The organism is Sunxiuqinia rutila, assembly GCF_050589705.1.
Classification (GTDB): Bacteria; Bacteroidota; Bacteroidia; order Bacteroidales; family Prolixibacteraceae; genus Sunxiuqinia; species Sunxiuqinia rutila.
On sequence record NZ_JBNGOT010000001.1, the window covers coordinates 169,570 to 192,729 of the forward strand.

The window sequence follows — 23,160 nt, forward strand, 5'->3', positions numbered from 1 at the left end:
TTAACAACGTTTTGTTTCTCCATTTCCAGTAGCCTTTCAGTCAGGGATTGAAAGCGCTTTTTTGATTGATATAAAGATTAAATTATGCAAAATATTCGTGCCGCGATTACGGGCATTGGTGCTTTTCTGCCTGAGTATAGGCTTAACAATGAAGAACTAAGCACCATGGTTGATACGACCGATGAATGGATTATGCAACGCATCGGTATTAAGGAAAGACGTATTCTGAAAGAAAAAGGGAAAGCGACTTCAGATATGGGGGCAGAAGCCGTTAAAGAGCTGTTAAGAAAAACCAATACGCATCCTGATGAAATTGATTTGGTGATTTGTGCCACCATTACTCCTGATCGTCCCTTGCCCGCTGCGGCCAACGTAATTAGCCGTAAAACGCGGCTGGTGAACGCCTGGAGCTTTGATATTAATGCAGCCTGTTCAGGTTTTGTATTTGCTTTAACTACCGGGTCGAAATTTGTGGAAAGTGGTCAGTATAAAAAAGTAATTGTCGTAGGAGCCGACATGATGTCTGCAATTACGGATTACACGGATCGTACGACCTGCCCATTGTTTGGTGATGGCGCTGCCGCTGTTTTGCTTGAGCCAACCACGGAAGATGTGGGCATTATTGATCACATCAACCATACCGACGGGAAAGGACGTCACTACCTGCATATGAAAGCCGGAGGTTCTAAGATGCCGGCATCGATGGAGACTGTTCAAAATCGGATGCACTATGTCCACCAGGATGGACAAACGGTGTTTAAATACGCTGTTTCGCGCATGGCCGATGTGGCAGTTGAAATTATGGATAAGAATAACATCACGCCGGAAAACCTGGCTTGGCTTGTTCCTCATCAGGCCAATATGCGGATTATTGATGCAGTGGCTCGTCGTATGAAGATTAGTCCCAAGCAGGTGATGATTAACATTCAAAAGTATGGAAACACCACGGCTGCTACGATTCCGTTGTGTTTGTATGATTTTGAAAGCCAGCTGAAAAAGGGCGATAACATTATTCTGGCTGCTTTTGGCGCAGGTTTTACTTGGGGATCGGTCTATTTGAAATGGGCCTACGATTCAAGCAAATAATCTTATTCATAAAATATAAAGGAACCTTCTAATGAGTAAACTGTTAATTCAAAGCCATCAGGAATTTGAAAGTTACCTGGGGCAGAAGTTGGGTGTTTCAGATTATCATACTGTTACGCAGGAGCAGATCGATCAATTTGCGGATGCAACGCTCGATCATCAATGGATTCATACGGACCCGGAGCGGGCCAAAAATGAAGGTGCCTTTGGCGGTACCATTGCACACGGCTATCTGACGCTTTCGTTGCTGCCTTACTTGTGGGATCAGGTTATTGAGGTGACCAATTACAAGATGCTGGTTAATTATGGTATTGATCAGCTTAAGTTTGGAGCGCCCGTAGTGGTAAACAGCCGGCTTCGGACGCATGTTTGGCTGAAAGAATGCACTAACTTGCGAGGAATCAGTCGTGTGAAACTTCGGGTGCAAATGGAAATTGAAGGCAATAAGAAGCCTGCTTTCGATGGACACATTACCTTCCTCTATCATTTCAATGATTAACTGGAATATCTTAAAATAAAATAGCTTCATGCACGTTTCTAAAGGGAAAATGACTCATTTTCCCTTTAGAAACGTGCATGATCTGTGTACTGAAAAATCGGGGGAGCCCGATTTTAACTTTTGGTCATGTTGGAGATTCTATTGAGGAAAGTCAGTGGATTAAACCAGTTTCTTACTATATTTGATGCTTCTCAAAAAAACAAACAACATGGCAAGAATGAACAATGAAGTTGATTCGCAGGGGATTAACTTGATCGGGAAAGGCACTCGAATTACGGGTGATATTGAGTCGGAAGGCGATATCCGGATTGATGGAGAATTGATTGGTAACCTGAACTGTTCCGGACGTGTTGTCATTGGTGTTACCGGCAAGGTAGATGGAGAAGTCACTTGCAAAGACTCTGAAGTGTCGGGCTGCCAAAAGGGAAAACTTTTGGTTGAACAACATTTAAGCCTAAAGTCTTCATCCAAAGTATATGGAGAAATTAGCACCGGAAAGTTAAGCATTGAACCCGGAGCATTATTTTCAGGTTCATGCCAGATGGGCGAACAACTCAAGCATGAAGAATCCCAAAAACTTCAGGAAGCCTAAGCGAAAATTTGACGATTTCATCCGCTATTCGAACATCGCCTTTGAAATGATTGCAATCATGGTCGGAGGTGTTTTTTTGGGTTATAAGATCGATCATTGGTTGGAATTGTCTTTTCCCGCTTTTACCCTTGGGCTGATGATTCTTTCTGTGATAGCTGCTATTTATCATGCCATTAAAAATTTTCTGAAATGAACAAACTCATGAAGCGATTCCTGTATCGGTCCATCCTATTAACCATTGTACTTATGTTGGCGGGCTGGGGGCTTTATGCTCAGCTTATTCCGCAGTATTCCTTGCCGGGATGGCCATTTATTCTGATTTTTTTCTTTTGTACAACAAACCTTGTTCATTTTTATTTGTTAAGGATTGCCGAGAAAGATATCGCAAAATTCTCAACCCACTTTATGGCCTTAAGTACATTGAAAATGTTGTTTTACCTGTTCGTTGCTCTTGGCTTTTTTTTAGCGAGCCGAGATCAGGCAAAACTGTTTTTAATTAACTTTTTAGTGGCGTACATGGCTTATACGGTAATGGAAGTAGCCGAGATCAGCCATGTCGTAAAGTTGAAGAAATAGCTTGAATCAATCGAATTTTTTAGTAATTTGGAGTACTTTTTTAAAAAGGACATTCAGACTCATCTATATGTTATGAAAGCAACGAAAAACCAAAGATACAGCGCTTTTATTTTATTCCTTCTAATCTCTTTTTGCTTGGTGTCAACTCCTGCATTTGCGGAAGGCGATACGCATGACGTACACACCAATGAATTTGTGCCCGGAGAATTTATTATGCACCACGTAGCTGATGCCTATGAATGGCACTTGGCCACCATTGGCGAAACACACATTACGGTGCCTTTACCCATCATTCTTTACAGTAAAACTACCGGCTGGCATGTGTTTATGTCGTCGAAGTTTAAGCATGGCGAAGAAACCTACCACAATTTCAGACTGGCGCACCACGGTGAGAACGCCGGAAAGATAGAAGAGCTTAACAGTGAGGGGGAATATGTTGGCTTACCCATCAACCTGTCCCTTTCCAAATCGATAACGGGGGCAATTATCAGCGTATTTTTCATGGTTTGGATTTTTGTTGCAGCAGCCAAATCAGCCCAGCGCAATAAAGGAAAAGCACCCACTGGCGTGCTGAACGTGGTGGAACCAATCATTGTGTTTGTTCGCGATGAAATTGCTAAGCCAGCAATTGGTGAGCATAAGTTTGAGAAGTTTATGCCTTATCTGCTTACCCTGTTTTTCTTTATCTTGCTGAATAACTTAATGGGACTTATCCCGATTTTTCCGTTTGGAGCCAATGTTACCGGTAATATTGCGGTGACCATGGTACTGGCCTTGTTTACCTTCGCCGTTACCAATCTGAATGGGAACAAGCATTATTGGAAAGAAATTTTCAATCCGGATGTGCCATGGTGGCTGAAATTCCCCATTCCGATGATGCCCATTATCGAGCTTTCCGGAATGTTCACCAAGCCGTTTGTATTAATGGTTCGTCTTTTTGCCAACATGATGGCTGGACACATGATCGTTACGGTGTTCCTTAGCTTGATCTTTATATTTGGAAAATTAATGGGAACGGTGGCCGGTTTGTCTATCAGCCCGGTATCCATTGCCTTTTCATTGTTCATCATGATGCTTGATATTCTTGTTTCGTTTATTCAAGCCTACGTTTTTACCTTATTGTCCGCCTTGTATTTTGGCATGGCAAAAGCAGAACATCACTAGTTTTAATACTATAAATTAAAGTTTATGTTATCAACTATTTTGACAGTTTTATTGCAAGTTACTGATGCGGTAGATGCAGCCACTGCAGCAGCTACTTTTGAAGGGTTTGCTAAGTTAGGAGCTGCTCTTGGAGCTAGTTTTGCAGCAATCGGTGCTGGATACGGTATCGGTAAAATTGGAGCCACAGCAATGGAAGCAATTGCGCGCCAACCTGAAGCAAGTGGTGATATTCGGTCAAGTATGATCGTATCAGCCGCCTTGATTGAAGGGGTAGCGTTCTTTGCTGTAATTACCTGTGCCTTGGTCCTTTTTGTGTAAAGGAAATTCATTTACTGTTCGTCCGCTCCCGGGGTTGCCGGGAGGCTGGGCGACATTAACTTAAAACTAGAATTATGGGATTTGTCACTCCGGATTATGGAACCCTGTTTTGGATGACTATCATCTTTGGGATCCTGCTGATTATCATGAAGAAATTTGCATGGAAACCCATTTTGAACGCCTTAAAAGAACGGGAAACATCGATTGCCGATGCACTGGCATCCGCCGATAAGGCTCGTGAAGAAGTGGAAGACTTAAAAGCCGACCATGAAAAAATTATTGCCGAGGCTCGTAAAGAAAGAGAAGTTATTCTGAAGGAGGCCCGCGTTTTAAAAGATAAGTTGCTTATTGAGGCGAAAGCACAAGCATCCAACGAAGGACAAAAGATTGTTACTGCTGCTCGTCAACAAATCGAAAACGAGAAGCAGGCAGCCATTTCTGAAATTAGAAATCAGGTGGCTGATTTGTCTGTATTGATTGCCGAAAAGGTCATTCAAAAGGAATTGAAAGATAAACAAGCTCAGGAAAGTATGGTGGAAGACCTCCTGAAGGATCTTAAATTACAATAGAGGTTTATGGATCAAAGTAAAGTTACAGTTCGTTATGCCAAAGCGTTCTTTAGCCTGGCTAAGGAGAAAAATATGCTGGAGGAAATCAAAGCTGATGCCAGTCTGGTTGAGCAACTGACGAAAGAAAGCGCTGACTTTGTCTTGCTTTTAGAAAGTCCGGTTATTAAAACATCCCAAAAAATTACGCTGCTGAAGTCAATTTTTGAAGGGAAGGTAAACGAACTGACAATTAATTTCCTAACCCTTGTTGCTGAAAATAAGCGTGAAACTTATATCGGTGACATGTGTCGTCACTTGCTGACCCTGTATCGTCAGGATCAGGGAGTCAAATCGGCTGTTATTACCACGGCCGTCCCACTGCAAGAAGATCTCATTACCCACATCAATAAAAAACTCGAAAGCGAATTCAATACCCGTGTTGAATTGAGCCAACGGGTAGACAGTGACCTGATTGGAGGATTTGTTTTACGGATTGATGACCGTCAAATCGATGCCAGTCTGGCGAGCCAATTACGCAAGGTCAAAGAAACACTTTTACAAACTGAAATCAACAAGTAAAAAAGATAACAATGGCTGATATAAAACCCGCTGAAGTATCCGCAATACTGAAACAGCAACTGGAAGGCTTTAAATCGGAAGCCGAATTGGAGGAAGTTGGAACAGTACTCACGGTTGGAGACGGCATTGCCCGTATTTATGGACTTTCAAATGTTGAAGCAAATGAGATGCTCGAATTTGAGGGTGGTATTAAAGGGATTGTTTTAAACCTGGAAGAAGACAACGTTGGCGCTGTACTACTCGGACCTTCTGAAAACGTTAAAGAGGGCGATACGGTTAAACGACTCAAACGAATTGCGTCTATCGAAGTAGGTGAAGGACTGCTGGGACGTGTTGTCAACACCCTTGGAGAACCTATTGATGGTAAAGGGGCAGTCAGTGGTGAAAAATTTGAATTGCCTTTGGAACGTAAAGCTCCCGGGGTAATTTTTCGTCAGCCGGTAAACCAACCTTTGCAAACAGGAATTAAAGCGATTGACGCGATGATTCCCGTAGGACGCGGACAGCGCGAACTTATTATTGGTGACCGTCAGACTGGTAAAACAGCTGTAGCTATTGACACCATCATTAACCAGCGGGAAAATTTCGAAGCCGGTAAGCCGGTTTATTGTATCTATGTAGCTATTGGGCAAAAAGGTTCAACCGTTGCCAACATTGCTTCCACGCTGGAAAAGTACGGAGCCATGGATTATACTGTTATTGTTTCAGCAACAGCAGCTGATCCTGCAGCACTTCAATATTATGCCCCCTATGCCGGTGCTTCTATTGGAGAATATTTCCGTGATACAGGCCGCGATGCCTTGATTATTTACGATGACTTGTCGAAGCAAGCTGTATCCTACCGTGAGGTGTCTTTGTTGCTTCGTCGTCCGCCGGGTCGTGAGGCCTATCCGGGAGACGTTTTCTACTTGCACTCACGCTTGTTGGAACGGGCTGCAAAAATTATCGACTCGGATGAGATTGCCGCTAAAATGAACGACTTGCCCGAATGTCTGAAAGGCAAAGTTAAAGGCGGGGGCTCTTTGACCGCACTTCCCATTATTGAAACGCAGGCCAGTGACGTGTCGGCCTATATTCCGACCAACGTAATTTCCATTACTGATGGTCAGATTTTCCTTGAGTCAAACTTGTTTAACTCAGGGGTGCGCCCCGCGATTAACGTAGGTATCTCTGTGTCGCGTGTAGGTGGAAATGCTCAGGTGAAAGCCATGAAAAAGATTGCCGGTACTTTGAAACTGGACCAGGCACAGTTCCGTGAACTGGAAGCCTTCTCGAAGTTTGGTTCCGACTTGGATGCTGCGACCATGCGGGTTCTTGACAAAGGACGTAAGAACGTTGAAATTCTGAAGCAGGGACAGTACGCTCCGATTAAGATTGAACACCAGATTGCAATTATATACTGCGGAGCCAATGAGTTGCTACGTTCAGTTCCGGTTGAAAAAGTAAAGGCCTTTGAAAAGGACTTTATTGATGTCATGGAAACAGAACATCGCCCTATTTTGGATGAGTTGCGAAAAGGCGTTCTGAATGACGAAATTGCCGGGGTGCTGAAAAAGGTAGCCGGAAGTGTAGCAGAACGATTTAAATAATGGAATGACAGCCGGCTGCCCAGCAGCCTGTCATTTAATGATTTTTTGAAAAATGGCCAGTTTAAAAGAAATACGAACACGAATTTCATCGGTAAAAACGACGCGGCAAGTAACCAGCGCGATGAAAATGGTATCGGCAGCGAAGTTGAAAAAAGCGCAAGATGCCATTCTTCAAATCAGACCCTATGCCGATAAATTGCACGAAATATTAAGCTCGTTGAGTTCCAGTCTGGAAAACAGCGAAGACTCGGTATATACGCAGCAACGGAAGCCCGAAAAGGTTTTGCTGGTACTGATTAGCTCAAACCGTGGCTTGTGTGGCGCTTTTAATTCATCCATTGCTAAAATGGCTTACGAGGTGGCCACCACCAGGTACCGGGACCAGCTTATGGCTGGTAACCTTGAATTTTTAATTATCGGGAAACAAGGTGAAAAGTTCCTGAAGTTAAAGCGAATGCCAGTTGCTGCGCAGGCCAATGATTTGCTGGAGACGCTCACTTTTGAACAAACATCAGAACTGGCTTCACGCTTGATGAATGATTTCGCCGAGCACCGGTTTGACCGGGTTGAACTGGTTTACAATGAATTTAAAAATGCGGCTGTGCAAATTTGTACTGCCGAACAATTTCTGCCGGTTGAAATCTCGCAGGAAGATGAAGATGACACCGCTAGCTTCGATTTCATTTATGAGCCGAGCAAGCAAGAAATTGTTCAGGAGTTGATTCCGCGATCACTGAAAATTCAGTTTTATCGGGCATTGCTTGATTCGAATGCCGCCGAACAGGGGGCACGAATGACAGCCATGCACAAGGCCACTGACAATGCCACTGACCTGATTAAAGATTTAACCTTAACCTTCAATAAAGCCCGTCAGGCTGCTATTACCAACGAAATTTTGGAGGTTACCAATGGCGCCGAGGCCTTGAATGGATAAGCACAAATATGCCTTTAAAAAGTCTTAAAAAGCCTGTCAGTTTCTGACAGGCTTTTTTGTTGTTCTCTGGGCTGAGTTTACTGTTTTAGCCCGAATCGTGTATCGAACGCCTGGAGATAAGTACCTGCAGGAATTGGCTGCCGGTTTTATTCTTAGGTAAATACAAGTTGTGTTCGAAGTTGTTCTAACGCTAGGAGGATCCGGATTCCTGGATAAAAAAAAGCTCCGAAGTCTTCTTCGGAGCTTTTAAATATGGGGTGGATGAAATTCGCTAGATAATGAATTTGATCACAAACAAAACTGCCAGTACATACATGACAACAGAAACATCTTTGTGTTTTCCTGTCAGCAGTTTCAGAATCACAAAGGCCAACATACCAAATACGATACCCTCAGCAATGCTGTAGGCTAAAGGCATCATAATGATGGTGAAAAAGGCCGGAATTGATTCGGTGTAATCCTCCATGTCAATTTTCAGGATTGGTGAAAGCATGAACAAACCGACAACAATTAAAGCCGGAGCGGTTGCTGCACCAGGAATCATGATAAACAATGGAGCGAAGAACAATGAAATCAGGAATAAACCGGCAACTGTCAGTGAAGTTAATCCGGTACGCCCACCTTCGGCAACACCCGATGCACTTTCAACATAAGTTGTAACGGTACTGGTTCCAAGCATTGATCCGAATGTGGTACCGATGGCGTCAGCAAAAAGAGCTTGTTTCGCGCGTGGTACTTTTCCGTCAGGAGTCAGCATATCTGCTTTTGATGACACGCCAACCAAAGTTCCTACTGTATCAAACATGTCGACAAACAGGAAGGTGAAAAGCACGATCAGCATGTCGATTGTAAAGATCTGGTGGAAATCAAATTTGAAGAAGATTGGACTTACAGAAGGAGGTAAGGATACCAAATGTCCTTCAGGTAAGTGGGTAACACCAAATGGAATTCCTGCAATTGTGGCTGCAAAGATTCCAATCAATAAGGCACCTTTCACTTTCAGGGCCAGCAACACACCAATCAACAGCACGCCAAACAAGGCGATTAATACACTTGGAGAACCCATGTTTCCTAAGCCAACTAATACAGCGTCGTTATCCACGATAACACCGGCACCTTGCAAACCAATAAAGGCAATGAATAGTCCGATACCTGCCGATACGGCATGCTTCATGGAAAGCGGAATAGCATTGACAATCAGCTCTCGAATGTTGAATGCAGTAAGCACCAGGAAGATAAGTCCTTCCAGGAAAACAGCCGTTAAGGCAAATTGCCAGCTGTAGCCCATTCCAAGAACAACCGTGAAAGCAAAAAAGGCATTCAGTCCCATACCCGGAGCCAACGCAAAAGGCAAACGGGCAACAAGGGCCATAACCAAGGTTCCAATCAAGGCTGAAAGGGCAGTGGCTGTAAACAGGGCGTTTTTATCCATGCCGGTGGCGCTCAAAATACTGGGGTTAACCGCCAGAATATAGGCCATGGTCATGAAGGTGGTAATTCCCGCTAAAACCTCAGTTTTTACGGTTGTTTTATTTTCTGCGAGTTTGAAAAAACGATTCATTTTTGGGGTCGTTTAGGATTAGAAAGTCCATTTCGCAGCAACGGTAGGATTAACCATGAATCCGTCTTTGCCAAAGTTATTGCTCATTTCAATTTCCGTACCGATGGCAAAATTCTTGCAGAAGTTATACCAAAGTTGTGGCTCGGCTAAGAATCGGTAGTCTGAACCCCAGAACATTTCTTCTTTCCAGAAGTCAGCAAAACCAGTGAAGGTCAATTTGTTTTCCAACATTTGAACTGTCCAAACAGCTGTCAATTGGAAAGCAGCGTCTTCTTTATCTTTAATGTACTTGTAATTAGCTTGTAAAGTCAAAATTTTAGAGAAATCAGCCGAAGCAAAAGTGCGTTCAACACCGGCCAACCAGCAATTCTCGATAGGCACAAATGGTGCGTCGCCATCAAGCTTAAAAACTCCGCCGTTGAACTCCACACGAGGCATAAATTTCTGAGTCTCATTCCATTTGAATGCACGGGCAATTTCCCAGTATGCCAGTGAAATACCATTATCAACATTACGAGAGTCTGAACTGTAGTCCATGTCTACAAAGAAGAAAGTAGAACCATACTTGTCAGGACGGAACATCTCAACAGTTGTAGTGACTAATTTGCGGTCTTTGCCAAAATCGTAGTGTGTTTGGATGTTTTGAGCAAAAGCACCCATAGTCAGAATGCTCACAAAAAGAGCCAGTAAAAGTTTCTTCATTTTGGTTTTAATTTTTAAGTTTTCGAAAAAAAAATAAAGTGCTAAAATAATAAAAATCACCACTGCCGCAGTTAAATAGTAGTATCTGAAACTTATTTGTAATCAGTCCAGATGATGGTCTCGTATCCTGATAGGATATTTTTATTTCTAATTAATAGAAAATGAGTCACATATAGCTTTGCTTGTTGATTGAGTGAGCGGAGGATATTTAACCGTAAAATTGAAAGGCATTTAGAGTCCTTTCTTTGAATTTTTGAATGGAATAGGTCATCGTACGTTTCAAAGCTGCTTTTTATGCAGAAGACTCCTTTCATTCTGACCAAATTTTTCACCTGTAGCCGCCCTTCTACCTTAATTAGGGATTCGTGCCATTTCTTATGTTATTCTGACTAATCGAACGAAAGCTCAGTCTGGGGCGGGAAAGGCTGAGGAAGGGCTGATCAATCGGCATTTGTCTTCAAAAAGAGGAACTTCGGGAAAAATACTTAAATTAGCCAACCAGCCTAAAGGTTGCGCATGCAATTCTTTTGAAGCTGAAAATGAGATTAACGGCGCTTGTGTGCAAGACAAGTTTGCCTTAAACAAATAATAGTTAAATTGCTTTTATGAACCAGACATTACCTCCTCAGGGTTTAATCAAGCTCTACAGAGAATCTATGTTGCAGAATTGGGAATTACCATTGTTTACAGATTATGGTGGTTCAAGCTACCGTTATGGCGAAGTGGCGCAACAAATCCATCAAATCCATCTTTTCTTGCAGGAAATTGGTATTCAAAAAGGGGACAAGATTGCTTTGTTTGGACGAAATACAGCCAATTGGGCGACTTCGTTTTTGGCAATTATTAGTTATGGAGCCGTTGCTGTTCCGGTGTTGCCCGATTTTAATCCAGCTGATGTTCACCATATCCTGAATCATTCCGAGTCAAAACTGTTGTTTGCCGGTGATGTTTTGTTTGAAAAACTGGACGTGGAGCAACTCAAGCAGGTGCAAGCGGTGGTTAGTCTGATGAATTTTAGTTTGCTGCTTAATCCGGGCAATGGAACCGCACAGGCCTGGGAAAACCACTTGAAGGCTAAAACCCGGGAGCTGATTGGTCCGGGTGATTTTGTGCTCGAAGAGTTAGCCGATGAGGAGCTGTGTGTGTTGTCATACACCAGTGGAACATCCGGCTTTACCAAGGGGGTGATGATTCCGGCCCGGAGTTTACTCTCGAACATTATTTATGCACGCGAACATATGCCGCTGAAAACAGGAGAGCAGATTGTGTCGTTCCTACCCATGGCGCATGTATTTGGCCTGCTGTTCGAGTTTTTATTTCCGGCAACATTAGGTTGCCACATTACCTTTTTGAGTAAAACACCCACTCCGCAAATTATTACAAAAGCTTTTGGCGAAATCCGTCCCCATCTCATTCTGTCAGTTCCGCTGGTTATTGAGAAAATTTACAAGAAAAAGATTCTGCCTACCCTGGAAAAACCGGTGATGAAGTTTCTGTTGAAGGTGCCGCTGGTTTCAAGCATCCTGAAGACGAAAATTAAAGAAAAGCTGGTGGAAACTTTTGGAGGACGTTTCTATGAAATTGTCATCGGAGGGGCTCCCTTAAGCAAAGAGGTGGAGCAGTTTTTCAAGTCCATCGGTTTTCCGTTTACCATTGGCTATGGCATGACTGAGTGTGGTCCTTTAATTTCATATGATGCCTGGGACAGCACCCAAATTTCCTCAGCTGGTAAGGTAGTTGACCGAATGAAAGTCCGCATTGATTCCACAGATCCGTATCGGGTTGTTGGCGAAATTCAGGTGAAAGGACCCAATGTGATGCAAGGCTACTATAAAAATGAAGAGTCTACCCAGCAAGCCTTTACCGACGATGGATGGCTCCGGACAGGTGATCTGGGGCTGATTGATCCCCAGGATTTTGTATACATCAAAGGACGCAGCAAAAACATGTTACTCGGATCTTCCGGTCAGAATATTTACCCAGAGGAAATTGAAGCCAAGCTGGCCAACCTGCATGGTATTCAGGAATCGGTTGTTGTTGGGCGCGAAGGCAAACTGGTAGCGCTTGTTTATGCCGATCCGGAAGTGATTGCTGCTGATGGCCTGGACGAGGATGGCAAACGAAAGCTGATGGAGGAGAACAGACGATTGGCCAACCGCGAATTGCCTAAATACAGCCAGCTCGCCCAAATTGATTTGGTTAGCGAGGAATTTGAGAAAACACCCAAGCGAAACATTAAACGTTATTTATATACCGAATAAAAAAAGAAAGCCGGATGATCATCCGGCTTTTTCTTTCTACAAAAATAAAATGGGTTGATTGGGAAGAAACCATTGTATAGGTTTATTCAGTGGGAAGCCATTTGGTAACCCCCTTTTCTGAAAAATTGTATGAACTGCACGTTTTTTGGCCAAAACTGGCCTTCCGGACTCATGAACGAACATTTTTAAAAACTTACTTCCACCTTCCAAGGGCATAATTCAGGTATCGGTTAGCCTTGGAAAGTTCGCGAAAAGCATCAACAGCTATCCCCACAAAATCATCACTCAACACCGTTTGGTCATCCAGCGAAAGTCCGAACGTATATGATTTGTACCGAAGCAAATCAATGTCCTCAAAATCTTTAGGGAAACCCTTTGGGGCTGTTTTTAGCTTTTCTCCTTCAATGGAAGGGTAATAGTTTTTGAAGTCCGCATCGTGAATAACCTCTTTGAAGCCTTCCGGGTGGTGATAGATTTCGCTTCGGATGGCTTTGAGCTCAGCAGCTTCCGGCCGCCAGATGCCACCACCCAGAAACGAGTTTCCAGGTTCAACATGAATGTAATAACCGGCCATCCTGCTTTTTCGTCCTCCCGGGGCAATAAAGCTTCCCATGTGGGTCTTGTAGGGTGATTTGTCATGCGAAAAGCGGACATCCCTGAAAATGCGGAATAAGCAATCCTTGGGATCAATCAATGGTACCGACTCATCGAACTTGTGAATTTCCTGAATCAGAAGTTCTGTAAAAAAGAGCATCTGTTCCTTGCCTTCTTCATAACGTTTCCGGTTGTCATTAAACCAATCTCGATTGTTGTTCTTGCGCAAATCTGTCAGAAAATTCAAAAGTGTTTTCATGGGCGAATCAGTTAAATAAGGCTGTTCTTTTCAATTTCAGGCTTGAAGGTATTCATGTTGTTTGACCAAAACAAGGGGAATTGCAAATTGAATGCTACTTTTGCTTTTAACATTCTGATGTATGAAAAAGTTTGCCTTAATCGTTGCCGGAGGTGTTGGTGCAAGAATGGGAGCAGAGGTTCCCAAACAGTTTATTTTACTAGCGGGTAAGCCCATCCTGTTTTGGACCATTCAGCGTTTCCTGGATTTTGATCCTGGAATCGAGCTTACACTTGTGTTGCCCGAAAATCAATTTGGACGATGGCATGCCTTGTGCCGGGAGTATGCGTTTACTCCCGATGTTCAATTGGTGAAGGGTGGACAAACGCGATTTCAATCCGTCAAAAACGGCTTGGGTGCGATCAAGGAAGAAGGCATTGTTTTTATTCATGACGGAGTTCGCCCTTTGGTTTCGCATCAAACCTTGTCTAACTGTTTTCAGCTGGCAGTGGAAAAAGGCAATGCCTTGCCGGTTGCCCCGGTTGTTGAGTCGCTGCGACAAGTGACTGAAGACTCAAGCCGGCATGTCGATCGCAGCCAGTTTCGCTTGGTGCAGACTCCACAAACCTTTCAAACTTCAATTATTCAATTAGCTTACCAACAACCAGAGCAGGCTTTTTTCACTGACGATGCCTCGGTGTGTGAAGCTGCTAGCATTTCCATTCATTTGGTGGATGGGAATCCTGAGAACATTAAAATTACCACGCCGGTTGATCTTTTGCTGGCCGAAACCCTGCTGAATAAATTGCCCTGATCGACCTGGTTCCTTCAACAGGCATTTACACCCCATTCCTCGATTTATATCGGCATTCGCCGATTGCAGTCCGGTAAACTTGCTGCAATGAAATAGTTTTGTTCCCGGCATGAAAACAATCTTTATAGGCTGATGTTATTTCTGTGTAAACCATGGAAACTAAATTTGTTATTTTAGTTTCCTTCATTGTCAGAAGCTTATATTTGTTAAGGCATGGAAAACAAAAAAGAATACATCTTGAAACAGGTTGCCCAATTGTACATGCGCCATGGAATCCGAAGCATAACAATGGATGATGTGGCGGCGGAGTTGGGGATGTCTAAAAAGACCGTTTACCTGTATTTTAAAGATAAGGCAGATTTAGTGGGTGAGGTGGTGACCAACTTTTTAATGAAAGATGAAGCTTTTCATTGTGAGGAAAACAAAGGGTTGAATGCGATTGACCGGGTTTTCTGGATTCGAGAACACATCAACAATATGCTCGATCTGGTTCACAACAATATGGAATACGACCTGCGGAAGGGCTATCCCAAGGAGTACAAGAAGATAACGGAATACAAGCGAAAACGAATCTACCAGGACAACCTTTCCATTATGGAGCAGGGGAAAGCTGAAGGCTTATTTCGCGAAGAGGTGGATAATGATTTTGTAGCGCGTATTTCCGTTGGGCGTTTCCTGCTGGTGTTTAATCCCGATCATGAAATCTTCTCGGAAGAAGAGGTGCGGGACATTCGTCTGTTTGACCAGGTGATTGATTATCATTTTCATGGTATTTGTACCGAAAAAGGCTTGAAATACTATAAACAACAATTAAACAATGCTCAGAATGAAAACTAAGACAAAACAGCTTGTATCCCTGCTTTTGCTGCTGCTATGGACAGGCACCTTGAGGGCGCAGGATGAACTTAAGTTTAGCCTGACGGAAGCACAGGACTATGCGCTTACGAACTCTTTTGTCATTCAAAACAGTAGCCTGGATGTGCTGGCGGCCCGTAAAAAAGTGTGGGAAACCATTGCCATCGGTTTGCCTCAAATCACCGGTGAAGCCAACTACACCAAGTTTCTGAACCTGCCGGTTTCGCTTATTCCGGGTGAGTTTTTTGGCGAAGAAGCCGGAACCTATATCCCGGTGAAATTTGGACAAGACTATAACTCCGATTTTGGATTTACCGTCAACCAGCTCATTTTTGATGGCTCTTACATTGTTGGGGTCGGCTCGGCTAAAGTGTATTTGCAGATGGCTACTCAAACCAAGGAAAAGACTGAAATCGAAATAAAGCATGCTGTGGCTCAGTCCTATTTTATGGTGCTGGCTGCCGAAGAAAACCTGCTGGTGATGAACGAAAACCTTGTCAATTCGCAAAAGCTGCTCAGTGATACCCGCGCTTTGTATGAGAATGGTTTTTCGGAAGAGCAGGACGTGGATCAAATGCGTTTACTGGTGCAGAAAGCAGAGAATGAAATACTGAAGGCAGAGCGTGAAATCCGCGTGGCACGCATGGTGCTGAAATACACCATGGGCGTTGACGTGGAGTCGCGTATTGAACTGACGGACTCCTTAGATGGCTTCATCAATCCCTTGCTGGAACAGCAGGAAGCAGTTGGCGGTTTTGACTATGCTTCGCACATCGATTTTCGGATGCTGGATACGCAGCGTCAGCTGAGCATGAAAGAACTGAAGCTGGCGAAGTCCGCTTATTTGCCCAACATCAGTGGTTTTTATAACTGGTCGAAAACGGCCTACGGAAACAGTGCCAACTTGTTTAAAAGCAGTGTTCCGTGGTTTAAATCCTCCATGGTAGGCCTGAACATTTCAGTGCCGATTTTTACGGCAGGTCAGCAAATGGCCAAGGTGAAGCAGGCTCAGTTTGCTTACCAGCAAGCCGAAAATGAACAGAAACTGGCCGAACAAACCCTGCAGAAGGATTACCTGACTGCCGTGGCCGATGTGGAAAGTGCGGTGGATCAGTTTAGAAATGATGTAGACAACAAGCAACTGGCACGCAGGATTTACGACAAGACAACGGTCAAATACAACAACGGAATAAGCAGCAGCGTGGAGCTTTCGCAAACGGAGACCCAGTATATTCAGGCCCAGGCGGCTTGGGTGGCCTCGGTCATTCAGCTGTTGAATTCAAAAATAACCTTAGACAAAGCGATTGGAAAACTTTAAACACAAAACACGATGAACCGACTAGTTAGAAACATAAAATTGATACCCCAGCTTGCTGCTCTTTTGGCCGTGATTGTTTTGGCTTCCTGTTCAGCCGGAAATGCAGAGGATACCCAAGCCAAGCAGGCGCAGCTGGTTGAATACAAGCAGCAAATGCATGAGCTGGAACTCAAGATAGCCGAACTTGAAAAAGAATTGAAGGACAGCCTGGAAGTAGAGAAAATACAGGTGGTGCTTTCCGAGCTTCAGCCGCAGATGTTTGAGCATTTCATCGAGGTTTCCGGAAGTGTGGAAGCCGATCAGGAGGTGAATGTCAGCCCCGAAGGTTCCGGACAGATTCTGGAAATCCAGGTTCAGGAAGGAGATCGCGTGTCGAAAGGAACCGTTTTGGCCACACTGAACTCGGAGCCGATTGAGCGCACCATTGATGAGGTGGAGATTAACCTCGAACTGGCCCGGACAACTTTCGAGCGGCAAAAGAATTTGTGGGATCAGAATATTGGTTCAGAGTTGCAGTTCCTGCAGGCCAAATCAGCTAAAGACGCGCTGGAGAAACAGCTGCAGGGCTTAAAAGCACAGAAAAGCATGTCGACCATTACCGCGCCGGTTGATGGAGTGATTGATGTGATTTACCAAAAGCAAGGGCAAATAGCCAGTCCGCAGGTGCCTTTTGCCAAGCTGGTCAACATTCAGAAAATAAAAGTGTATGCCGATGTGGCCGAGTCCTACCTCACCAAAATAAGTGAAGGCGATGACGTACAGGTTTATTTCCCGGCTATTGGTCAAAGCCGGAAGACCAAGGTGCAGATGATCGGAAATTACATCGATCCGAACAACCGGACTTTCCGGGTCCGGATTGATCTTCAGAACAAGGATAACCTGATCAAGCCCAACCTGGATGCCGTTGTTACCCTGCGCGATTATGTGGCTGAAGAGGCCATCGTTATTCCATCGCTGTTGATTAAGGAAGACTTTAAGGGCAACTACACCTTTGTTGCCCGCAATGAAGAGGACCAGCTGGTGGCCCGAAAGGTTTACATCGAGCCGGGAATGTCGGACAACAACATGTCCGAAGTCCTTGGAGGTCTGAATGCGGGCGAGCATGTCATTGCCGAAGGCTTTAGCCAGGTGGTGGACGGAACTGTTTTACATGCCAATTAATGATCAGAATGTATCGTTGCAAAAAACACAAACATGGATAAAGTTAAAAAAGGGGAAAATACGGAACAGATACACCGGAAATTTGGTCCGGTTTACCTGGCCTTGAAAAATAAAACAACGGTTTATATTCTGACCTTCATGCTGGTTGTTTTCGGACTGTTTTCCTACAACCAGATGCCACGCGAATCGTTTCCCGAGATTGTGATTCCTTACATCTTTGTGCAAACCGTTTACCCGGGAAACTCGCCGGTAGATATCGAAAACCTCATCACCCGTCCCATTGAGCAGGAGCTGAAAGGGATGGACGGGGTCACCAAAGTGTCTTCGGCTTCCTACCAGGATGTGAGTACCATTGTGGTGGAATTTAACACCAATGTTGAGATTAAACAGGCCTTGCAGGACACCAAGGACAATGTGGACAAAGCACGTTCAGACTTGCCCGGCGACTTGGAAGATGACCCCCTGGTGATGGATTTGGACTTTGCAGAGTTCCCGATTCTGAACGTCAATATTTCGGGCGATTTCAGCATGCGGGAGCTGAAAGAGTATGCCGAGCTTCTTCAGGATGAGTTTGAAAGTCTGTCCGAAATTTCGGAAGCAACCATCCGGGGGATTGATGACCGGGAAATTCAGGTGAATGTAGATCCCTACAAAATGGAAACCCGTGGCGTGAGCTACAACGATATTGCGCTGGCTCTGCAGATGGAGAATGTCACGATTGGAGCCGGCGAATTTACAGCCGATAAAACCCGCCGGGTGGTGCGTACCGATGCCGATTACACCAACATGGATCAGATTCGGAATACCATCATCAAACTGAATGAAGGGAAAGAGGTGTATGTGCGCGATGTGGCCGAGGTGGTGGATGGCTACAAAGAGAAGTCAACCATTTCGAGGCTGGACAACAAGCCGGTGGTTACGCTGGCCGTGGTTAAGAAAAGCGGGGCCAACATTTTGGAGGCCACTTCAAAAATCAACCAGATACTGAAAGACCAGGTCGATAATGGCTACCTGCCCCGTAACCTGGAGATTATTGTGACCGATGACATGTCGACCTACATTGAAAATGAAATTGCCACCCTGGAGAACAGCATCATCATGGGAATGATTCTGGTGATTTTTGTGTTGTTCCTCTTCCTGGGGTTCCGCAATGCGTTGTTTTCAGGTCTGGCCATTCCCATGTCCATGTTTTTGTCTTTTATCATTCTCGACCAGTCGGGAGTCACCCTGAACTCGATGGTACTGTACGGTCTGATCTTAGCCTTGGGGATGTTGGTGGACAATGCCATTGTGGTGGTTGAAAATGTGTATCGCTTGCACGGCCTGGGCTATTCAACCCTGAAAGCCACTAAAAAGGGCGTGAGCGAAATCGCTTACCCCATTATCACTTCCACACTCACCACGCTGGCTGCCTTTTTCCCGCTGATGTTTTGGGAGGGAATTGTCGGCGAGTTTATGAGCATTTTGCCCCGCACCCTGATTGTGGTGCTGGCCTCGTCCCTGTTTGTGGCGCTGGTGCTTAACCCGCCTTTCATTGCCCGGTTTATGAAGATCGATGATATCCGGGTGAAGATGGACTGGAAAAAGACCTCAAAGAAAGCAGCTATTCTGGCTGCAGTCTCGGTTGTTTTCTACGTTTCTAAAATCTATTTGCTGGGAAATATTTTACTGACAGTGGCCTTGCTGATGGTGCTCAACCTGCTTGTGTTTCGGCCGGTGGCGCGTTGGTTTCAAACCCGTTTTTTGGTGTGGCTGGAGAATTTTTACGAAGGGCAGTTACGGTTTGCATTGAGTGGTAGAAAGCCCTTGTACTACTTCATCGGGACCTTCCTGTTGCTTATTGCGTCCATTAAATTTTACGATATCCGGCAGCCCAATGTGGTCTTCTTCCCCGATACCGATCCGCAAACCATTTATGTAACGATGGAATTGCCGCTCGGAACCTCCATTGATCGGACCGATGAAGTATCGCGGCGGGTGGAGACGATTATTAATGAAACCATTGAGCCGTACATGAAAATTGTGAAGTCGGTGACCACCTCGGTGGGGAACGGCAAAGGCGGGATGTTTGAAAACGATCAAAGCCCCAATAAATCGCTGACTTCTATTTCATTTGAGGAATATAAGCTGCGCGATGGCATCAACACCTCCAAAATTATGCAGGAGCTGTCGGCCAATCTGTCTGGTTTTGTGGGGGCTAAAATTTTTGTAGAGAAGGAAGAGAACGGGCCGCCCGTTGGGGCTGATGTTAATATTGAAGTGTCGGGTGATGACTTTGAAACCTTAATCAAGATCACCGACGATTTCATGTCCATGATTAACGAAGATAACATTCCGGGGATTGATGAGCTGAAGCTGGATATCAATGTGCATCAGCCGGAAATGTTGATTAAGGTGGACCGGGATAAAGCCCGTCGTTACGAGCTGTCGACCCAGGAAGTGGCCATGACTTTGCGTAACTCGCTCTATGGTTACGATGTGGGTGACTTTAAAGACGGAGAAGATGAATACGATATTTTTATTCGACTGAAAGAAGAGTACCGGAACGATGTGTCTACCTTGATGAATCAGAAGTTGATGGTGGAGGGGAACAAAATCCCGATCTCGGCCGTGGCCGATTTTGAGTACTCATCCACCTACGACAAGGTGAACCGCATCGATCATAAGCGGGTGCTCACCATCAGTTCGAATGTGACGGAAGGCTACAATTCCAACGAAGTGAACGACCGGATCCGACAGGTGCTGGCCGAGTATGAAATGCCTTCGGGCTATAATTATGCCTTTACCGGCGAGCAGCAGGAGCAGGACGAAAGCAGTGAGTTCTTGATTTTTGCCTTGCTGGTGGCTGTCGCTCTTATTGGGTTGATTATGGTCACCCAGTTTAATTCCTTCATCCGCCCCATGATTATTATGATTACGGTCTTGTTCAGTACCATCGGGGTGTTCCTTGGTCTGGCCGTTTTCAAAATGGAATTTGTGATTATCATGACCGGTATTGGAATTATTTCGCTGGCAGGTATTGTGGTGAACAACGGCATTGTATTGATTGACTACATTGATCTGATGCGGCAGAAAAAAAGGGAAGAGCTGGGCTATAGTGAAGGGGTTTTCCTGTCGGTGAAAGATGAGGTTGACTGCCTGGTGACGGCTGGTAAAACCCGATTGCGCCCCGTGCTTTTAACAGCCATTACGACGGTGTTGGGGCTTGTCCCGCTGGCCATCGGGTTAAACTTCGATTTCCTGACGCTGTATACGCATTTTGAACCCGACTTCTCGTTGGGTGGTGAAAGTACGGCCTTTTGGGGACCCATGTCGTGGACGGTGATCTTTGGCTTAAGCTTTGCAACCTTCCTCACCTTGCTGATTGCACCGGTGATGTACATGCTGACCATCCGGATCAACTTCCGCATTAAAAAGATGCTGGGCGTGCTGCCGGAAGAAAATCAACCGAAAAAGGTTTCAGAATAAGTTCATTTAAAAAATCCATGGAAGAGCTTCACAATTGTGTGAGGCTCTTTTTTTGCAACACGGAAAAGCTTTTGTCAGAACAAGCATGGCTGCTGCTAAAAATCTTCTTCCAGAATGTCGCAGGCGGTGGCTACAAAATGCGGACAAAACTCTTTGAAGGCATCTTTCTCCTTGGCTTTTACTTGTCCTTCGGGTGTGGAGATGTCACAGCCAATCAGTTCTTTGCAAATCAGTGAGCCGTGACGGGCTTTAAAGCGGGCATTGAATTTCAGAATCAACTCTTTGGTGCGATGTTTTTCCAGCAGATCGGTGCTGCTGTGCCCGTGCTTCATGCCAATAACCAGGTACGATCCGGTGACAGCACCACAGGTTTCGGCACAAGCCATGCCGCCGCCAAAACCGCTGGCCAGCTTGAGGGCGGTGGTTTCGTCCAGTCCCAGCTCATCGGCAAAACTGGAAAATACGGATTGAGAACAGTTGTAGGAGGGAAACTTCTGTAGAGCAAGGGTCGATTTTTTCATGACGTGTGGATTTGCTGTTAAAGATACGCAGAATTGCGAAAACCGGAGGGTGTTCGTTGGCGGTAAAGCGTTTTCAGTTGGCAGTTGTCAGTTTTCAGTTCCGTAACTTCATGCATTTGTGACTTCGGTTATCCGCTTTGAGCGTCTTCCTGAACTTGTTTCAGGATCTGTTACTGGTCAGAAGTTGTCGGTTTCGATTAAACGCTGACAGGACCTTCCGATGCAGTCGGGTTGTGGGCTACCGTTCACCGATGCGCTCTTTTCTCCTCCATTTTTGGCAAGGAGGAGTGTCACCGGTTTACCGGTGACGAGGTGGTTTTGTTGTCAATTCAGAAATAGTCCGCTTCCTTCTTTGTTGCTGATTTTGACCACCCCGTCACCGACAAGTCGTGGACACCCCTCCCTGTCAGGCGGGGAAATGGGCCTGAGCCAAACAATCGACTTTTGGCTATAGCGAAAGGAAGGTGCTTTTTGGTTCTTAGGTTCGTACGTTCGTGACTTCGTGATCTCGTGTGTCCCTCTCTTCGCGCTTTCTCTGCGTTCTTTGCCGTTAAGATGACTGTTGTCAGCATTAAGAAAACTTGTCCTTTTGGTTTGATCCAAAAGAACGAAAAGATCAAGGCGGACGATGCTTTTGAACGAAAACTACGGGTCGGTCACTCCCCGAAAACCAACTCCTCCCGTTGGTCGTCAAACAAGGTTTTCTTAGCAGGGCCCGCGCGGATTCCTTCCCTTGTTTCCGGTTTCAAAACCTTCGTAGGCCGTCCTTTTCACCTGGCGGTGAAGTTGGGGAATTGGATTTTGTCAGCTTCGGCCTTTGTACGTTCGTGTGTTTGCCTTGAATTCCAGCTATTTCTTTCTCCTCTTGGTCAGGAGGAGTCCTTTCGCTCAACGCAAAAGGAAGTGATTTTTCGTTCCTGAGTTCGTACGTTCGTGACTTCGTGATCTCGTGTGTCCCTCTCTTCGCGCTTTCTCTGCGTTCTTTGCGGTTAAGATGACTGTTGTCAGCATTAAGAAAACTTGTCCTTTTGGTTTGATCCAAAAGAACGAAAAGATCAAGGCGGACGATGCTTTTGAACGAAAACTACGGGTCGGTCACTCCCCGAAAACCAACTCCTCCCGTTGGTCGTCAAACAAGGTTTTCTTAGCAGGGCCCGCGCGGATTCCTTCCCTTGTTTCCGGTTTCAAAACCCTCGTAGGCCGTCCTTTTCACCTGGCGGTGAAGTTGGGGAATTGGGTTTATAAAAGTTCCGGAGTACCTAAGTTGACTAGCGGTAAAGAGCATGGGAGATCACCTTGCTGCCTACTGCCTGTCTCATCTGCTCACTTTTTGGTAACCCGACTTCAGTTCCCATTTTGGTGACTTGTTGCCTGTTTTTGCCGACTGTAGTTTGTTTGGAGGTAACTCGAGTCATGCGGGAACTGACTTCAGTCAGCTTGGAGGTAACTCTTCGCATCTTTTTACCGACTTCAGTCACCTTTTGGATGAATTGAGTCAGGTCAGAACTAACTGCAGTCACCCCGAAGGTAAGTCGAGTCAGGTCGGAACCGACTGCAGTCACCTCAGAGGTAACTCGAGTCATGTTTGAGGTGGGGGGGGGGTACCTCGGAGGTACCCCCCTGAGGTGTTAAATAGAAAATGCTCCATAAAGATTATCAGTTATTTAGAATGAAAATAAAAAGTTGCTTATTCGTACATACATTTTGTAAATTTTTATAACTTAATCGGCGAAATCGAAAAAGAACGAAACCTAAGAATATGAATTCAAACACCAGCCTCCT

Annotated in this window: 21 protein-coding genes; 17 read left to right on the forward strand and 4 right to left on the reverse strand. The window is 45.0% G+C overall.

Features of this window, described 5'->3' with window-relative positions; translation table 11 throughout:
* Positions 1–84: 84 nt before the first annotated feature.
* The 11 genes from ACRD6K_RS00645 (at position 85) to atpG (ending at position 7,885) form a co-directional block, all read left to right on the forward strand.
* Positions 85–1,086, forward strand: a complete 1,002-nt coding sequence (locus tag ACRD6K_RS00645; RefSeq protein WP_430971660.1) for a beta-ketoacyl-ACP synthase III — start codon at positions 85–87, stop codon at positions 1,084–1,086.
* A gap of 31 nt (positions 1,087–1,117) precedes the next feature.
* Positions 1,118–1,585, forward strand: coding sequence for a MaoC family dehydratase (locus ACRD6K_RS00650; RefSeq protein WP_299581869.1), 468 nt, complete (start codon positions 1,118–1,120; stop codon positions 1,583–1,585).
* Positions 1,586–1,793: 208 nt separating this feature from the next.
* The gene (locus ACRD6K_RS00655) at positions 1,794–2,177 is read left to right on the forward strand and encodes a bactofilin family protein (RefSeq protein ID WP_299581872.1); all 384 of its coding nucleotides are present in this window, start codon (positions 1,794–1,796) and stop codon (positions 2,175–2,177) included.
* Complete coding sequence (locus tag ACRD6K_RS00660; RefSeq protein ID WP_299581875.1) at positions 2,146–2,370, forward strand: AtpZ/AtpI family protein; 225 nt, start codon at positions 2,146–2,148, stop codon at positions 2,368–2,370. The genes ACRD6K_RS00655 and ACRD6K_RS00660 overlap by 32 nt, the downstream gene beginning before the upstream one ends.
* Positions 2,367–2,753: a hypothetical protein gene (locus ACRD6K_RS00665; protein WP_430971662.1), complete on the forward strand. Its 387-nt coding sequence runs from the start codon at positions 2,367–2,369 to the stop codon at positions 2,751–2,753. Before ACRD6K_RS00660 ends, ACRD6K_RS00665 begins: the two co-directional genes overlap by 4 nt.
* 72 nt (positions 2,754–2,825) lie before the next feature.
* Entirely contained in the window at positions 2,826–3,917 is a 1,092-nt protein-coding gene (gene atpB, locus ACRD6K_RS00670) for a F0F1 ATP synthase subunit A (RefSeq protein ID WP_430971663.1), read from the forward strand.
* A 24-nt stretch (positions 3,918–3,941) separates the two neighbouring features.
* A complete protein-coding gene (gene atpE, locus ACRD6K_RS00675) occupies positions 3,942–4,235 on the forward strand; it encodes an ATP synthase F0 subunit C (protein ID WP_299581884.1) in 294 nt (97 codons plus the stop codon).
* A gap of 74 nt (positions 4,236–4,309) precedes the next feature.
* A complete protein-coding gene (locus ACRD6K_RS00680; protein WP_430971664.1) occupies positions 4,310–4,804 on the forward strand; it encodes a F0F1 ATP synthase subunit B in 495 nt (164 codons plus the stop codon).
* Between the two features lie 6 nt (positions 4,805–4,810).
* Positions 4,811–5,362 carry an ATP synthase F1 subunit delta gene (atpH, locus tag ACRD6K_RS00685; RefSeq protein ID WP_299581890.1) on the forward strand — a complete coding sequence of 184 codons (552 nt, stop codon included), beginning with the start codon at positions 4,811–4,813 and terminating at the stop codon, positions 5,360–5,362.
* 11 nt (positions 5,363–5,373) lie between these two features.
* Positions 5,374–6,951 (forward strand): F0F1 ATP synthase subunit alpha, encoded by a 1,578-nt coding sequence (gene atpA, locus ACRD6K_RS00690; protein ID WP_430971665.1) that lies wholly within the window; start codon positions 5,374–5,376, stop codon positions 6,949–6,951.
* 52 nt (positions 6,952–7,003) lie between these two features.
* A complete protein-coding gene (gene atpG / locus ACRD6K_RS00695; protein ID WP_299581898.1) occupies positions 7,004–7,885 on the forward strand; it encodes an ATP synthase F1 subunit gamma in 882 nt (293 codons plus the stop codon).
* Positions 7,886–8,156: 271 nt separating this feature from the next.
* On the opposite strand, the gene ACRD6K_RS00700 is transcribed toward atpG, so the two are convergent.
* Complete coding sequence (locus ACRD6K_RS00700) at positions 8,157–9,446, reverse strand: NCS2 family permease (RefSeq protein WP_430971666.1); 1,290 nt, start codon at positions 9,444–9,446, stop codon at positions 8,157–8,159.
* A gap of 18 nt (positions 9,447–9,464) precedes the next feature.
* Positions 9,465–10,208: a DUF5020 family protein gene (locus ACRD6K_RS00705; RefSeq protein ID WP_299581904.1), complete on the reverse strand. Its 744-nt coding sequence runs from the start codon at positions 10,206–10,208 to the stop codon at positions 9,465–9,467.
* Between the two features lie 545 nt (positions 10,209–10,753).
* Here ACRD6K_RS00705 and ACRD6K_RS00710 point away from each other — a divergent pair.
* Positions 10,754–12,409: an AMP-binding protein gene (locus ACRD6K_RS00710; RefSeq protein WP_430971667.1), complete on the forward strand. Its 1,656-nt coding sequence runs from the start codon at positions 10,754–10,756 to the stop codon at positions 12,407–12,409.
* Between the two features lie 193 nt (positions 12,410–12,602).
* Here the strand turns inward: ACRD6K_RS00710 and ACRD6K_RS00715 are convergent, their stop codons facing one another.
* The gene (locus tag ACRD6K_RS00715; RefSeq protein WP_299581910.1) at positions 12,603–13,262 is read right to left on the reverse strand and encodes a DUF2461 domain-containing protein; all 660 of its coding nucleotides are present in this window, start codon (positions 13,260–13,262) and stop codon (positions 12,603–12,605) included.
* A gap of 121 nt (positions 13,263–13,383) precedes the next feature.
* Here ACRD6K_RS00715 and ACRD6K_RS00720 point away from each other — a divergent pair, with 121 nt between their 5' ends.
* The 5 genes from ACRD6K_RS00720 (at position 13,384) to ACRD6K_RS00740 (ending at position 20,857) form a co-directional block, all read left to right on the forward strand.
* The gene (locus ACRD6K_RS00720; RefSeq protein ID WP_430971668.1) at positions 13,384–14,055 is read left to right on the forward strand and encodes a 2-C-methyl-D-erythritol 4-phosphate cytidylyltransferase; all 672 of its coding nucleotides are present in this window, start codon (positions 13,384–13,386) and stop codon (positions 14,053–14,055) included.
* Positions 14,056–14,268: 213 nt separating this feature from the next.
* A complete protein-coding gene (locus ACRD6K_RS00725) occupies positions 14,269–14,892 on the forward strand; it encodes a TetR/AcrR family transcriptional regulator (protein WP_299581916.1) in 624 nt (207 codons plus the stop codon).
* Positions 14,882–16,228, forward strand: a complete 1,347-nt coding sequence (locus ACRD6K_RS00730; RefSeq protein ID WP_430971669.1) for a TolC family protein — start codon at positions 14,882–14,884, stop codon at positions 16,226–16,228. The genes ACRD6K_RS00725 and ACRD6K_RS00730 overlap by 11 nt, the downstream gene beginning before the upstream one ends.
* Positions 16,229–16,240: 12 nt before the next feature.
* On the forward strand, positions 16,241–17,389 hold the full coding sequence (locus ACRD6K_RS00735) for an efflux RND transporter periplasmic adaptor subunit (RefSeq protein ID WP_299581921.1): 1,149 nt from the start codon (positions 16,241–16,243) through the stop codon (positions 17,387–17,389).
* Positions 17,390–17,422: 33 nt separating this feature from the next.
* The gene (locus ACRD6K_RS00740; protein ID WP_299581924.1) at positions 17,423–20,857 is read left to right on the forward strand and encodes an efflux RND transporter permease subunit; all 3,435 of its coding nucleotides are present in this window, start codon (positions 17,423–17,425) and stop codon (positions 20,855–20,857) included.
* A gap of 95 nt (positions 20,858–20,952) precedes the next feature.
* Here the strand turns inward: ACRD6K_RS00740 and ACRD6K_RS00745 are convergent, their stop codons facing one another.
* Positions 20,953–21,378 (reverse strand): C-GCAxxG-C-C family protein, encoded by a 426-nt coding sequence (locus tag ACRD6K_RS00745; RefSeq protein ID WP_299581927.1) that lies wholly within the window; start codon positions 21,376–21,378, stop codon positions 20,953–20,955.
* Between the last annotated feature and the right edge of the window lie 1,782 nt (positions 21,379–23,160).

Coding starts and splice junctions, on each gene's coding strand:
- ACRD6K_RS00720 (WP_430971668.1), top strand. CDS start 13,384: ATGAAAAAGTTTGCCTTAATCGTTGCCGGAGGTGTTGGTGCAAGAATG.
- ACRD6K_RS00735 (WP_299581921.1), top strand. CDS start 16,241: ATGAACCGACTAGTTAGAAACATAAAATTGATACCCCAGCTTGCTGCT.
- ACRD6K_RS00680 (WP_430971664.1), top strand. CDS start 4,310: ATGGGATTTGTCACTCCGGATTATGGAACCCTGTTTTGGATGACTATC.
- ACRD6K_RS00730 (WP_430971669.1), top strand. CDS start 14,882: ATGAAAACTAAGACAAAACAGCTTGTATCCCTGCTTTTGCTGCTGCTA.
- ACRD6K_RS00660 (WP_299581875.1), top strand. CDS start 2,146: ATGAAGAATCCCAAAAACTTCAGGAAGCCTAAGCGAAAATTTGACGAT.
- ACRD6K_RS00715 (WP_299581910.1), bottom strand. CDS start 13,262: ATGAAAACACTTTTGAATTTTCTGACAGATTTGCGCAAGAACAACAAT.
- atpA (WP_430971665.1), top strand. CDS start 5,374: ATGGCTGATATAAAACCCGCTGAAGTATCCGCAATACTGAAACAGCAA.
- ACRD6K_RS00745 (WP_299581927.1), bottom strand. CDS start 21,378: ATGAAAAAATCGACCCTTGCTCTACAGAAGTTTCCCTCCTACAACTGT.
- atpG (WP_299581898.1), top strand. CDS start 7,004: ATGGCCAGTTTAAAAGAAATACGAACACGAATTTCATCGGTAAAAACG.
- ACRD6K_RS00725 (WP_299581916.1), top strand. CDS start 14,269: ATGGAAAACAAAAAAGAATACATCTTGAAACAGGTTGCCCAATTGTAC.
- ACRD6K_RS00665 (WP_430971662.1), top strand. CDS start 2,367: ATGAACAAACTCATGAAGCGATTCCTGTATCGGTCCATCCTATTAACC.
- ACRD6K_RS00650 (WP_299581869.1), top strand. CDS start 1,118: ATGAGTAAACTGTTAATTCAAAGCCATCAGGAATTTGAAAGTTACCTG.
- ACRD6K_RS00740 (WP_299581924.1), top strand. CDS start 17,423: ATGGATAAAGTTAAAAAAGGGGAAAATACGGAACAGATACACCGGAAA.
- ACRD6K_RS00710 (WP_430971667.1), top strand. CDS start 10,754: ATGAACCAGACATTACCTCCTCAGGGTTTAATCAAGCTCTACAGAGAA.
- ACRD6K_RS00655 (WP_299581872.1), top strand. CDS start 1,794: ATGGCAAGAATGAACAATGAAGTTGATTCGCAGGGGATTAACTTGATC.
- atpE (WP_299581884.1), top strand. CDS start 3,942: ATGTTATCAACTATTTTGACAGTTTTATTGCAAGTTACTGATGCGGTA.
- atpB (WP_430971663.1), top strand. CDS start 2,826: ATGAAAGCAACGAAAAACCAAAGATACAGCGCTTTTATTTTATTCCTT.
- ACRD6K_RS00645 (WP_430971660.1), top strand. CDS start 85: ATGCAAAATATTCGTGCCGCGATTACGGGCATTGGTGCTTTTCTGCCT.
- atpH (WP_299581890.1), top strand. CDS start 4,811: ATGGATCAAAGTAAAGTTACAGTTCGTTATGCCAAAGCGTTCTTTAGC.
- ACRD6K_RS00700 (WP_430971666.1), bottom strand. CDS start 9,446: ATGAATCGTTTTTTCAAACTCGCAGAAAATAAAACAACCGTAAAAACT.